This window comes from Pacificimonas pallii (assembly GCF_019204005.1).
Classification (GTDB): Bacteria; Pseudomonadota; Alphaproteobacteria; order Sphingomonadales; family Sphingomonadaceae; genus Pacificimonas; species Pacificimonas pallii.
This window is the reverse complement of record NZ_JAGSPA010000001.1, coordinates 216,868-229,137: the sequence shown is the minus strand read 5'-3', so window position 1 is coordinate 229,137 and position 12,270 is coordinate 216,868. Positions and strand designations below refer to the sequence as shown.

The window sequence follows — 12,270 nt, the reverse complement described above, 5'->3', positions numbered from 1 at the left end:
GAAATGACTATATCGATTCCATGAGCAACATTCGCATCGCGCCGTCCATCCTCTCCGCTGATTTCGCCCGTTTGGGGGAGGAGGTTCGCGCCATTGATGCGGCGGGTGCCGACTACATACATGTCGACGTCATGGACGGTCATTTTGTACCGAATATGACCATCGGCCCCGCTGTGGTGAAGGCGCTCCGCCCGCACAGCACAAAGCCTTTCGATGTTCATCTGATGATCGCGCCCGTCGATCCTTACCTTGAGGCATTTGCCGAAGCGGGCGCGGATATACTGAGCGTGCATCCCGAATCCGGGCCTCACCTTCACCGCACCGTTCAGACCATCAAGGCGCTCGGCAGGAAAGCGGGGGTCGTTCTTAATCCCGCGACGTCGCTCGATGTCCTCGATTATGTCATCGAACATCTCGACCTTATTCTGGTCATGAGCGTAAATCCCGGTTTTGGCGGGCAGAGCTTCATCACGTCGCAGTTGAGGAAGATTGAGGCGATCCGGGCGCGCATTGATGAAACCGGCCGCGATATCGATCTTGAAGTTGATGGCGGCGTCGACAGGGATACCTGCCAGCTTGCCATTGATGCCGGGGCGAACGTGCTCGTCGCCGGAACGGCGACGTTTCGCGGCGGTCCGGACAAATATGCGGAAAATATCGCCGCGCTCCGGGGTGCCTGATTGCGGTGCCTGACTCCGGCCGGATCAGTCTTGCCGAGCGCCTGGGCTTCAGGCGGCGCGTCCCGGTGCGTTTCCTTGCGACGATAAGCGACCCGGTGGCGGGCGATACCGAGGCGGCGCGCGCTCTGCTTCGCGGCGAAATCCGGCAGGGCCGCGAGCGCTTCGTCCTGCGCGGCGCCGACTGGGCGCTGCCGGGCGCGAGCGATACGTTTCGCAGTCATGTGCATGGCTTTGCCTGGCTCAGGGACCTTGGCCTCGCGCTGACGATGGACCACGGCGCCGATTTTGTGCAACCCATCGTCAAGGGCTGGCTCGCTGCCAATGATATGCCGGATGGCGAGGCGTGGCGCCCCGACCGCATTGGCGCGCGCCTCGCATTCTGGGCCTTTTACGCGCCCTACATCCTTTCCAGCCGCGACAGCGGCTATCGCGGCGGTGTTCTTGGCCATTATGCCCGCGCGGCGACCCATGCGGAAAAGAACATGGCCCGCGCGCCGCAGGGTCTGCCCCGCGTCATCGCCGCCGCCGGTCTGGTGATCGCCGGTCTGATGCTGGAGCGCGGCGACCGCCGTCTTGGCAAGGCGGAGGCGTTGCTCGACGGCGCGCTCAGCGCGTTCGTCATGCCGCATGGCCTCCCCGCCAGCAGGCGGCCCTCCGACCTGCTGGCGGTGATGTGCTGGCTGCACATGCTGCGCACCGCCTATGAGGCGCGCAGTCTCGATTGGCCAGAGGCGCAGCAAGCGCAGGACGGCCTTGTCCGCGCGGGCATTCGTGCCGCCCGTCTTGGCGATGGCCGCCTCGCCGCGCTGCATGGCAGTCCCATTATGTCCGCCGCCCATATTGACAATATCCTGGCATGGCCCGGCATGGCGGCGCGCGGGATCGGCGCGGGGGCGACATCTGGTCTTCAGCGTCTGGAAAGCGGCCGCGCAATTGTGCTTGTTGACGCCGGACCGCCGCCCGATGCCGATGTCAACGCGGCCGCTCATGCCGGTGCGCTCGCCTTTGAAATGAGCGACGGCGAGGAACGCATCATTGCCAATGTCGGCGGAAGTCCCGCCGATGCCCGGCTTGAACAGGTCGTCCGCACGACCGCTGCCCATTCCACCATTACGGTCGATGATCGCAACCAGTCTCATATCCCCGAAACCGGCGCGCTTGGCACGGGCGTCGATCAGGTCGAGATTTCCCGCCAGGAAAGCGAGGAGGGCCAGTGGCTCGACATGTGTCACGACGGTTATCGCCGCCGTTTCGGTCTGATGCACCATCGCCGCCTGTTCCTGGCGGCGGGCGGTACGGATTTGCGCGGTGAAGACGTCCTTTCGGGGGCAGGGCGCAAGGCGAAATCCGCGCACCCGTTTGCGCTCCGCTTTCATCTGACCCCTGGCACGGACGTGGCGCCGACCGCCGATGGGAAGGGAGCCGTCCTGAAAACCGCGAAAGGCCGCATGTGGCAATTCAAGCTGTCAGGCGGCACGCTTGTGGTGGACGACAGCCTTTGGATCGGCGAAGACGGCGGCCTCAATCGCAGCCGCCAATTGGCGGTTACCGGCGAATCCGCGCTCGGGGACACTGTCCTTCGCTGGCGCTTCAACAAGGTGAGATAAAGAATGACTGATCAGGTCGCCGTCCGGCGCGCACTGCTTTCCGTATCCGACAAGACCGGCCTCGCCGATTTTGGCAGGGCGCTGGCCGCGGCCGGGGTGGAACTCATCTCCACCGGCGGAACGGCAAAGGCGCTGCGCGATGCGGGGCTGACAGTGGCGGATGTGGCGGACGTCACCGGCTTTCCCGAGATGATGGACGGCCGCGTAAAGACGCTGCACCCGGCGGTGCACGGCGGCCTTCTGGGCGTGCGCGGACATCCTGAACATGAGGCGGCGATGCGCGAACACGGCATCGCGCCGATCGACCTGGTCGTCGTCAATCTCTATCCCTTCGCCCAGACCGTCGCGCGCGGCGCGGAACGTGACGAGATTATTGAAAATATCGATATTGGCGGCCCTTCGATGGTCCGCTCCGCCGCGAAGAACCATGCCAGTGTCGCGATTGTCACGGACCCGGCGGACTATACGGAGATCGCGCGGGAGATCGCGGAGGGCGGGACCACGTCTGGCACGCGCAAGCGTCTTGCGGCCAAGGCCTATGCGGCGACTGCCGCCTATGATGCCGCCATTGCCAGCTGGTTCGCTTTTGCTGATCAGGGCCAGATGTTCCCCGACATGCTGCCCATCACCATGACGCGCAGCGAGACGGAGCTTCGCTATGGCGAAAACCCGCACCAGAAGGCGGCGCTCTACGTTCCGATGGGACCGCATGCGAACGGCGTCGCGCAGGCCGAGCAGGTGCAGGGCAAGGCGCTCAGCTATAATAATCTGAACGACGCCGAGGGGGCGCTGGAACTGATTTCCGAATTTCGCGGAGACCGTCCGACCGTCGCCATCATCAAGCACGCGAACCCCTGCGGTGTAAGCGGCGGCGTGGATGTGGAGGCGGCGTACCGCGCCGCGCTTGCCTGCGATCCCGTATCCGCATTTGGCGGCATCATCGCGTCCAACCGCCCACTTGGCGAAGCGGACGCCCGCGCGATCACGGAGATCTTCACCGAAGTCGTCATCGCTCCCGACGCCGATGAAGCCGCCCGCGCGGTCTTCGCCGCGAAGAAGAACCTTCGGCTGCTGCTGACGGGCGACCTTCCCGACCCGGCGCGGGGCGGCCTGACGATGAAGGCGATGACCGGCGGCTACCTGCTGCAGACCCGCGACAATGGCCGTATCGAAGCGGCGCTGAAGATCGTGACGAAGCGCCAGCCCACCGACACCGAGCATGCCGACATGTCCTTTGCCTGGCGCGTAGCGAAACATGTGAAGTCGAATGCGATCGTTTACGCCCGGGACGGCGGTACCGCCGGCATCGGCGCGGGCCAGATGAGCCGCCTCGATTCCGCCCGCATTGCCGCCTGGAAAGCCCGCGATGCCGCGGAAACGGCGGGCTGGCCGGAACCCAGGACGGTCGGCAGTGCCGTTGCCTCGGACGCCTTCTTCCCGTTTGCCGACGGGCTGATTGCCGCCGCCGACGCGGGCGCGACGGCCATTATTCAGCCGGGCGGTTCCATCCGCGATGACGACGTCGTCGCCGCCGCGGACGAACGCGACCTCGCCATGGCCTTCACCGGCATGCGGCATTTCCGGCACTAGGAGCGCGAACCTTCTGTCGTTCGTCACCCCGGCTTTCGCCGGTATGGCCTGAGCGGGACGCGCGATCCTCCCGGGTGGGGCCTTCGGCTGCGCTCAGAAAGATCGGATGAAGCGCGGGGCCTAGATAAGCACTAGGCCAGCGACTTTTCCGCCATTTCGCGCACGTCTTTTGACAGGCCCGGCGCATCCAGCATGCGTTGCAGTTCCGCCCGCATCGCCGCCGCGTCGTCCTGCCGGAAGCGCCGCCACCGTCCCAGCGGCGCGACGAACCGCGCGGCGGTCTGCGGATTGATCCTGTCGACGGTCAGGATCTGATCCGCCAGAAAGCGATACCCCGCGCCGCCCTCGGCATGGAAGCCCGGCATGTTCGCTGCAAACCCGCCGATCAGGGCCCGGAAACGGTTCGGGTTGGACGCGCTGTAATCCTCATGTGCCATCAGATGCTGTGTCGTCGCCAGCGGATCGCCGGTCTCCGCCATCGCCTGCACCGTGAACCATTTGTCGATCACATTTGCGTCACTGCGGAACCGCGCATGAAAATCGGCCAGCACGCGGACGCGTTCCGCCGTATCTGACCCGGCCAGCGCTGTCATCGCGGCCATCCGGTCGGTCATATTGTCCGCCTTGTCATAGAGCGCCGCCGCCGCCGCTATGGCCTCCTCCCCGGGGTCCGCGAACAGCAGCCCCAGCGCCACGGCGCGCAGCCGGCGCTTGCCTTTCGCTTCTGGCGACAGGTCGAAACTGCCGCCGCGTCCGCTTTCGATAATCCGCATCAACCGCTCATGCCCGGCACCCGACAACATGGTTTTGCGCAGCGTCCGGCGCGCCTGCACCACGGCCCGCGGACTGACGTCCGTCCCGATCCGATCGACGATCAGCGTATCGGCAGGCGTCAGGATCGCTTCGGCGCGAAACGCATCGTCCAGCGACTGGTCGTCCAGTGTGCGCGTTACGGCGTCGATGATAGCGGCCGCGTCTTCGCCCTCGCCGCGTGCGCGTTTTACCAGCCAGTCCGACATCAATTCCTGCATCGCCTCATAGCGCGCGAAGGGATCGTCATCATGTGCGCTCAGAAATGCCAGCTCGCCCGGCGCGCGCGTCGCCTTTACCGACACCGGCGCGGAAAAGGCGCGGTTGATCGACAATATGGGCGTTTCTTCAATGCCGCCAAAATCGATCTGGACAGCGGCGTCCTTCAGTTCGATCAGCCGTTCCTTACCCAGGCGGGCACCGCTTTCGCGCCCGAACAGGGCCGTTTTCAAGGGAATATGCATGGGTTTCCGCCCGCCGGCATTGGGCACGTTCGGCAGATCCTGCGACAGGGTCAGCGTCGCCGTCCTGGCGTCGGCATCATGCGTCAATGTGGCGTTCACCGTCGGTGTGCCCGCCTGCGTGTACCAGCGCCGAAACTGCGACAGGTCCAGTGCCGCGCCGTCTTCAATCGCCGATATCCAGTCCTCGCACGTGGCCGCCTCGCCATCATGGCGTTCGAAATACAGATCGGTGCCCGCGCGGTAGCGTTCCGCCCCCGCCAGCGTGGCCATCATGCGGATGACTTCCGCGCCCTTATTATAGATGGTGGATGTATAGAAATTACTGATTTCCTGATAGGAATCCGGACGAATCGAATGTGCAAGCGGCCCGGCATCCTCGGCGAACTGGGCAATCCTCAGCGTACGGACATCCTGGATACGCTTCACCGCCGCGCTGCCATGATCCGCGCTGAACGACTGGTCGCGGAACACCGTCAGCCCTTCCTTCAGCGACAGCTGGAACCAGTCGCGGCAGGTGATGCGATTGCCGGTCCAGTTGTGGAAATATTCATGGGCGACAATGGCGGCGATATTGTCGAAATCCGTGTCCGTCGCCGTCTCCCGGTCCGCCAGCACATATTTCGAATTGAAGATGTTGAGGCCCTTATTCTCCATCGCACCGAAGTTGAAATCGTCCACCGCCACAATGTTGAAAACGTCGAGATCATATTCCCGGCCATAGGTCCGTTCATCCCACGCCATCGAATCCTTCAGCGCCCGCATGGCATGCTGGCAGCGCGGCTCGTCGCCGGGGCGGACCCAGATGCCCAGTGCCACAATGCGGCCCGACATGGTGGTGAAGCTGTCCTTCAGCGCCGCGAGTTTTCCCGCGACCGCCGCGAACAGGTAACAGGGCTTGGGATGCGGGTCGGTCCACATGATCTCATGCCGCCCATCGCCCAGATCGCGCAGCTCGCCCGGGTCGCCGTTCGACAATAGCACCGGATAGTCCGTCCGGTCCGCGCGCAGGGTCACCGTATAGCGCGACAGGATATCCGGCCTGTCGGGGAACGGCGTAATCCGCCGGAACCCCTCCGCCTCGCACTGCGTGCACAGGATGCCGCCAGAGGCATATAGCCCCATCAACTGCGTATTCCGGTCGGGCGCGATCCGCACTTCGGTCTCGACGACCGCCTCATCGCCCTCGATCACCAGCGTCAGCCTGTCATCGGCATAGGAATAATCATCCGCGGACAGTTTCCGCCCGCCGACCGACACGCTCAGGAGCTCCAGCGCCTCCGCATTCAGGATCAGCGGCCCGCGCGGCCCCGCGCCGCGCACGACATTCAGCCGGGCCGACACTTTTGTCCGCTTCGCGCCAAGGTCAAAGGTCAGCGCCGCATCCGGTACCAGCCATGCGGGCGGCTGGTAATCCTTGCGGTGCGTGATGTGCGACGCCTGCGGCGGCGGTGATGCGTCTGCGGGAAGAATATCCATGTCGAACGAGTTAGCGCGGCATTGGCACCGTGCAATGGAGAGAATCGCTGAGGATGGCGGCTGAATCGGCAGCGCCGCCGCAAAAAAGACCCGCCATTCGGCGCATAGCGCTCGCAGAAATGGCGGTCGTGAACATTCCGGTCGGTCCCCGTCGTTGCGATCGGCTCGGGCCAATTGTGCATCGGATCATCGTCGGCTTTTGTCAGCAAGCGGGCGACGATGGCGCAGCGCGACGGACGTGGGCACCGTCGGTCTGGCTATGTCCGGGGGGTGGGAGGGGAATAGAATTCAGGCGTGCTGGCAGCGCGCGAACAAGCCTGTTAGGACCAAGCCAATGGACGTTGAGGTTACACCGATGTCTTTTGAGGACAGGAATATTTCCCACATGAAAATACCTGCATTTGCTTCCGTAATTTTGCTGCTTTTCGTGACGCCATTGCACGCGCGTGACGCGCTTCGCTCCGAACCTCTGACGATCGGAACGTCCCATATCTTGTCGACGCATGATGCGGAACGACGCGTGAATGTCGTTTTGCCGACAGGTTATGGGCAGGATGACCAGACCTATCCCATGGTGCTGATGCTCGATGCGGGTTTGCAGCAGGATTTCTTCCTGAGCCTGGGAATTGAGCGCTGGAACCAGCTTTGGCAGCGAAGCGTCCCCGCAATTTTCGTCGGTATAGAAACAGTCGACCGGCAACGTGAGTTGCTGCCGCCGACATCATCGGAGCCAGAACAGAAACGTTTCCCGACAGCAGGGGAAAGCGATGGTTTCAGGCACTGGCTGTCGTCCGAAGTGCTTCCCTTGCTGCGCGAACATTACCGTGACGATGGCCGGGCCTTCCTGCTCGGAGAGAGTGCAGCAGGGCATTTTGTTGTCGAAACATGGATCAAGACGCCTGAACTGTTCGATGGATATGCTGCACTTTCGCCAAGCATGCAGTGGAATGGGCAGGCACTTTCGCGAAACTTTGCAAGGGAGGCAGAGACAGACCGTCCGCCACTATTTATCTCGCTCGCTGACGAGGGTGGAGATACGGAGGAGGGCCTCCTTCGGTTTGTTTCAAGCGTACGGTCTCCCATGTGTTATTCCGACCGGCGTGATGATCTGGTTCACGCCAACACACTTCATGGCTTGTTACCGGAGGCGCTCCAATATCTATTGCCGACCGGGGCCGATTGGCTTGCCGAATATGGCCTCGTGCTCCGTTGTCAGGCCAGCGCCGCCGCTGAAGCCAGCGAGTGACGTCGGTCGGAACGCCAGGCGATACCGGATCTCTCCAAAATTCAGGGCGGAAGTAGATAAGACGGGACTTAAGGAGTCGCACATATTCCCCGTGCCCTCTTTTTCCCGCACCTCTGGCACAAGCCGGCCGCCGCGCGCATATAGACGCGATGACCGAAACTCCTCACGCGCGCGCCGCCGATCCCGCCGAATTGCTTTACGCCGACACAGACCTCGATCCATCCCGCCTGCCGGATGTGGTCGCGGATGTCCTGTCTGGCACCGATGACGGCGAGCTTTACGTGCAGAATGCGGTTTCGGAGAGCTTTGTGTTCGACGATGGCCGTCTGAAAAAGGCGGGCTATGATCATATGCGCGGCTTTGGCCTGCGCGGGCTGGCGGGGGAGAAGACCGCGTTTGCCCATTCCAATGTGCTGAGCGAAGCCGCCATCCGCCGCGCGGGCGAGACGGTGGGGCTTGCCGCCAGAGGCCATGACGCGATCATCGCGCCGTCGCCGCGCCGCACCAACCGTTCGTTATACGGCGCCAACTCCCCCATCGACGCGACGCCCTTTGCGGATAAAATCGGCCTGCTCGGCAGGATCGACGCCGCCGCCCGTGCACGAGACCCGCGTGTGCATCAGGTCTCGGTCAGCATGATGGCCAGCCACTCCGCCGTCGAAATCGTCCGCGCGGACGGCTTCACCGCGCGCGATATCCGCCCTCTTGTGCGCATGAATATCGAGATCGTCGTGGATGCCAATGGTCGCCGTGAACGCGGCTATCACGGTATTGGCGGCCGCTATGACCTGGAACAATTGATGGACGAGGCGAGTTGGCAGCGCGGTATCGATATCGCGCTGGCGCAGGCGCTGGTGAACCTGGAAAGCGTCGCGGCCCCGGCGGGCGAAATGAACGTTGTCATGGGCCCCGGCTGGTGCGGCGTGCTGCTGCACGAGGCTGTGGGCCACGGGCTCGAGGGGGATTTCAACCGCAAGGGCCAGTCGACATTCTCCGGCCGCATCGGCGAACGGGTTGCCGCCAAGGGCGTCACCATTGTCGACAATGGCGCGATGGAGGCCCGGCGCGGATCGCTCAGCATCGATGATGAGGGCACGCCGACGGAAGAAACCGTGCTGATCGAGGACGGCGTGCTGGTCGGCTATATGCAGGACCGCCTGAATGCGCGCCTGATGGATACGGCGCCGACCGGCAATGGCCGCCGCGAATCATACGCCCACGCGCCCATGCCGCGCATGACGAACACCTACATGCTGGGCGGAGAAGCGGCGCCAGAGGACATCATCAAAAGGGCGGGCGACGGGATTTACGCCAAAAGCTTCGGCGGCGGGCAGGTCGACATCACGTCCGGCAAATTCGTCTTCTCCCTGACCGAAGCATATCGGATCGAGGGCGGTAAGCTCGGCGCGCCGATCAAGGGCGCGACGCTGATCGGCAATGGCCCCGACGTGATGAAGCGTGTTACCGCCATCGGCAATGATTTCGCGCTGGACGAGGGCGTCGGCATTTGCGGCAAGGGCGGACAAAGTGTGCCCGCGGGCGTTGGCCAGCCGACCCTGCTGGCCGAGGGGCTGACGGTTGGCGGTACGGCTGCGTAGCGCAAAGGGATATCCCGCGCTTTCTTCCCGCCATCCCTCCCCCCGTCACCCTTGCGCAGGCCGGGGTCCACCTCTGGAGTTCACGCCCTGGCCCTCTCGCAAAAGATGGAGACCGGCTTTTGCCGGTACGACGACAATTAATGCGGCAAAAAGTGTAGCCGTGCGAGGCGTAGACGGCGCCCGCGCGCGCCGCTAACGCCTCACATCATGACAGCAGCTATTGAAATCCGTGACGTCGAGAAGGTCTATTCCGACGGCAAGCGCGCGCTGAAGGGCGTGAGCTTCGATGTCGAGCGCGGCCAGATATTCGGTCTTCTCGGCCCCAATGGCGCGGGCAAATCGACGCTCATCAACATCCTTGCGGGGCTGGTGAACAAGACGGCGGGCAGTGCCTCCATCTGGGGCTTCGACATTGACGACGACCCGCGCAATGCGAAGCGTGCCATTGGCATCGTGCCGCAGGAGGTGCTGTTCGACGCTTTCTTCACGCCGCTGGAAGCGCTGGAGTTGCAGGCGGGCATGTACGGCGTCGCGCCGAAAGACCGCCGGTCCATGGAAATCCTCCGCGCCTTGCGGCTTGAGGACAAGGCGAACGCCTATGCGCGCACGCTGTCGGGCGGCATGAAGCGCCGCCTGCTGATCGGCAAGGCGCTGGTGCACAACCCGCCCATCCTGATCCTTGACGAGCCGACTGCGGGCGTCGATATCGAACTGCGCCAGCAATTGTGGGAATATGTCCGCCAGCTGCATGCGGAGGGGACGACCGTCGTCCTGACGACGCACTATCTGGAGGAGGCGGAAGAGCTTTGCGACCGGATCGCCATCATCAATCACGGCGAAGTCATCGCGAATGACAGGACCTCCACGCTCCTCGCCACCGCCAAGGAAAAAATCCTGATTGCCGTGCTTGCCAGCGACCTGGACGCGGTGCCGAAGGGGCTCCCCGTTTTGAAAGCCGAACTCGTTGGAAAACGCGAACTGGTCCTGACCTACAACCGCGCCGAAATCCGTGCCGGACAGCTGCTCAGCGCCCTTTCGGAACGCGGCCTGACGGTCGACGACGTCTCGACCCGCGAAGCCGACCTCGAAGACGTATTCCTCAATCTCACCAGTGCCGGAGTGGTCGATGCCTGAAACAAACAAACGCCTCCCCAGTGGGCAGGGAAGTAAACGGAACCCACATAGCGCATGACGGCACCCCTATCCTTCGACGCCGTCATCATCGGCAGCGGCGCGGCGGGGCTCACCGCCGCGCTGATGCTCGCCAGAACCATGAAAGTCGCCGTGCTTTCGAAGGGCGACCTCAATGCGGGCTCGACCACATGGGCGCAGGGCGGCATCGCAGCGGTTCTGGAGCCGGGCGACACGTTCGAATCGCATATCAATGACACGATGATCGCAGGCGCGGGCCTCAACAATCTGCAGACCGTCGAATTCGTCGTCGAAAATGCGCCGCGCGCCATTGCGCGGCTGGCGGAGCTGGGCGTTCCCTTCAATCCCGATGAAACCGGCAATGAACGCTGGCACCTGACCCGGGAAGGCGGCCATTCCGCCCGCCGCATCGTCCATGTCGACGACGCCACCGGCTGGTCGGTGCAGGAGGCGCTGGAAAAAGCGGCACGGGCGGAACCCAACCTCACACTGCTTCCCGACATGGTAGCCATCGACCTCATCACCGGTCGTCATTCGCCCACGGCGGAGGATGACGAGCGGCAGGTCTGGGGCGTCTACGCCTATAATCGGCATACGCGGAAAGTGGATACGATCACGGGGAAGGCGACCGTTCTTGCGACCGGGGGGGCAGGGCGCACCTATTTGTTCTCCACGGCGCCAAGGGGCGCGACCGGCGACGGTATTGCCATGGCCTGGCGCGCGGGCAGCCGTGTCTCCAACATGGAATTCATGCAGTTCCACCCGACCTGCCTTTACAATCTGGAGGTCAAGAACTTCCTGATCACCGAAGCCGTGCGCGGCGAGGGCGGACTCTTGAAACTTCCGCCCGGTGTCGAGGGCGGCGGCGAGCGCTTCATGCCCCGTTTCGACGAACGCGGCGAACTCGCGCCGCGCGACATCGTCGCCCGCGCCATCGATCATGAAATCAAGCGCCTCGGCCTCGACTATGTCCACCTCGACATCAGCCATGAGAGCGAGCGCTTCATCGAGCATCATTTCCCGACGATCCTGAAGAAGCTCGCGGGCCTCGGCATCGACATGACGACACAGCCGATCCCCGTCGTTCCGGCGCAGCATTATACCTGCGGCGGCGTCATGGTGGACCGCGATGGCCGCACCGATCTGCCCGGGCTTTACGCGGCGGGCGAAGTCACCCAGTCGGGCCTGCACGGCGCCAACCGCCTCGCCTCCAATTCCCTGCTCGAATGTCTGGTTTATGGCGAGAGCGCCGCAGCGCACATTCTGGAAACCCGCGCCGACCTCGTGACGCCGCCGGACATCCGTCCGTGGGATGAAAGCCGCGTCCGTGACCCCGATGAGGAGGTCGTGGTGCAGCACAATTGGCGTGAAATCCGCCGCTTCATGTGGGACTATGTCGGCATCGTGCGCACCAACAAGCGCCTCGAACGCGCCGCGCACCGCATCGACATGCTGAAGGCCGAGGTCGAGGAATATTACGGCAATTTCCGCGTCAGCGGCGACCTGATTGAACTGCGCAACCTCGTCACCGTCGCCGACCTGATCGTACAAAGCGCCCAGGAACGCCCGGAAAGCCGCGGGCTGCACTATAATGCTGACTGCACGCACACGCTGCCGGTCGCGAGCGATACGGTGCTGGTCCCCTAG

The 12,270-nt window shown here is 63.6% G+C and carries 8 protein-coding genes; 7 read left to right on the top strand and 1 reads right to left on the bottom strand.

What is annotated here, in order from left to right:
- The first annotated feature begins 20 nt into the window (after positions 1-20).
- The 3 genes from rpe to purH are packed head-to-tail and all read left to right on the top strand — an operon-like array spanning position 21 to position 3,877.
- Positions 21-680, top strand: coding sequence for a ribulose-phosphate 3-epimerase (rpe, locus tag KCG44_RS00995; RefSeq protein ID WP_218443649.1), 660 nt, complete (start codon positions 21-23; stop codon positions 678-680).
- A 5-nt stretch (positions 681-685) separates the two neighbouring features.
- Positions 686-2,287 (top strand): heparinase II/III family protein, encoded by a 1,602-nt coding sequence (locus KCG44_RS14480; protein ID WP_218443648.1) that lies wholly within the window; start codon positions 686-688, stop codon positions 2,285-2,287.
- 3 nt (positions 2,288-2,290) lie between these two features.
- Positions 2,291-3,877: a bifunctional phosphoribosylaminoimidazolecarboxamide formyltransferase/IMP cyclohydrolase gene (gene purH, locus KCG44_RS00985; protein WP_218443646.1), complete on the top strand. Its 1,587-nt coding sequence runs from the start codon at positions 2,291-2,293 to the stop codon at positions 3,875-3,877.
- A gap of 131 nt (positions 3,878-4,008) precedes the next feature.
- Here the strand turns inward: purH and pepN are convergent, their stop codons facing one another.
- Complete coding sequence (gene pepN, locus KCG44_RS00980; RefSeq protein ID WP_218443645.1) at positions 4,009-6,627, bottom strand: aminopeptidase N; 2,619 nt, start codon at positions 6,625-6,627, stop codon at positions 4,009-4,011.
- 334 nt (positions 6,628-6,961) lie between these two features.
- Here pepN and KCG44_RS00975 point away from each other — a divergent pair, with 334 nt between their 5' ends.
- The 4 genes from KCG44_RS00975 (at position 6,962) to nadB (ending at position 12,270) form a co-directional block, all read left to right on the top strand.
- The gene (locus tag KCG44_RS00975) at positions 6,962-7,873 is read left to right on the top strand and encodes an alpha/beta hydrolase (protein ID WP_255536244.1); all 912 of its coding nucleotides are present in this window, start codon (positions 6,962-6,964) and stop codon (positions 7,871-7,873) included.
- A gap of 149 nt (positions 7,874-8,022) precedes the next feature.
- Positions 8,023-9,471 carry a metalloprotease TldD gene (tldD, locus tag KCG44_RS00970; RefSeq protein ID WP_218443644.1) on the top strand — a complete coding sequence of 483 codons (1,449 nt, stop codon included), beginning with the start codon at positions 8,023-8,025 and terminating at the stop codon, positions 9,469-9,471.
- Positions 9,472-9,678: 207 nt separating this feature from the next.
- The gene (locus KCG44_RS00965) at positions 9,679-10,605 is read left to right on the top strand and encodes an ABC transporter ATP-binding protein (RefSeq protein ID WP_218443643.1); all 927 of its coding nucleotides are present in this window, start codon (positions 9,679-9,681) and stop codon (positions 10,603-10,605) included.
- Positions 10,606-10,659: 54 nt separating this feature from the next.
- Complete coding sequence (gene nadB, locus KCG44_RS00960) at positions 10,660-12,270, top strand: L-aspartate oxidase (RefSeq protein ID WP_218443641.1); 1,611 nt, start codon at positions 10,660-10,662, stop codon at positions 12,268-12,270.

What these genes read in the sequence shown, in the direction of transcription:
- rpe (WP_218443649.1), top strand. Translation starts at nt 21, where the DNA reads ATGAGCAACATTCGCATCGCGCCGTCCATCCTCTCCGCTGATTTCGCC.
- pepN (WP_218443645.1), bottom strand. Translation starts at nt 6,627, where the DNA reads ATGGATATTCTTCCCGCAGACGCATCACCGCCGCCGCAGGCGTCGCAC.
- tldD (WP_218443644.1), top strand. Translation starts at nt 8,023, where the DNA reads ATGACCGAAACTCCTCACGCGCGCGCCGCCGATCCCGCCGAATTGCTT.
- KCG44_RS00975 (WP_255536244.1), top strand. Translation starts at nt 6,962, where the DNA reads ATGGACGTTGAGGTTACACCGATGTCTTTTGAGGACAGGAATATTTCC.
- purH (WP_218443646.1), top strand. Translation starts at nt 2,291, where the DNA reads ATGACTGATCAGGTCGCCGTCCGGCGCGCACTGCTTTCCGTATCCGAC.
- KCG44_RS00965 (WP_218443643.1), top strand. Translation starts at nt 9,679, where the DNA reads ATGACAGCAGCTATTGAAATCCGTGACGTCGAGAAGGTCTATTCCGAC.
- nadB (WP_218443641.1), top strand. Translation starts at nt 10,660, where the DNA reads ATGACGGCACCCCTATCCTTCGACGCCGTCATCATCGGCAGCGGCGCG.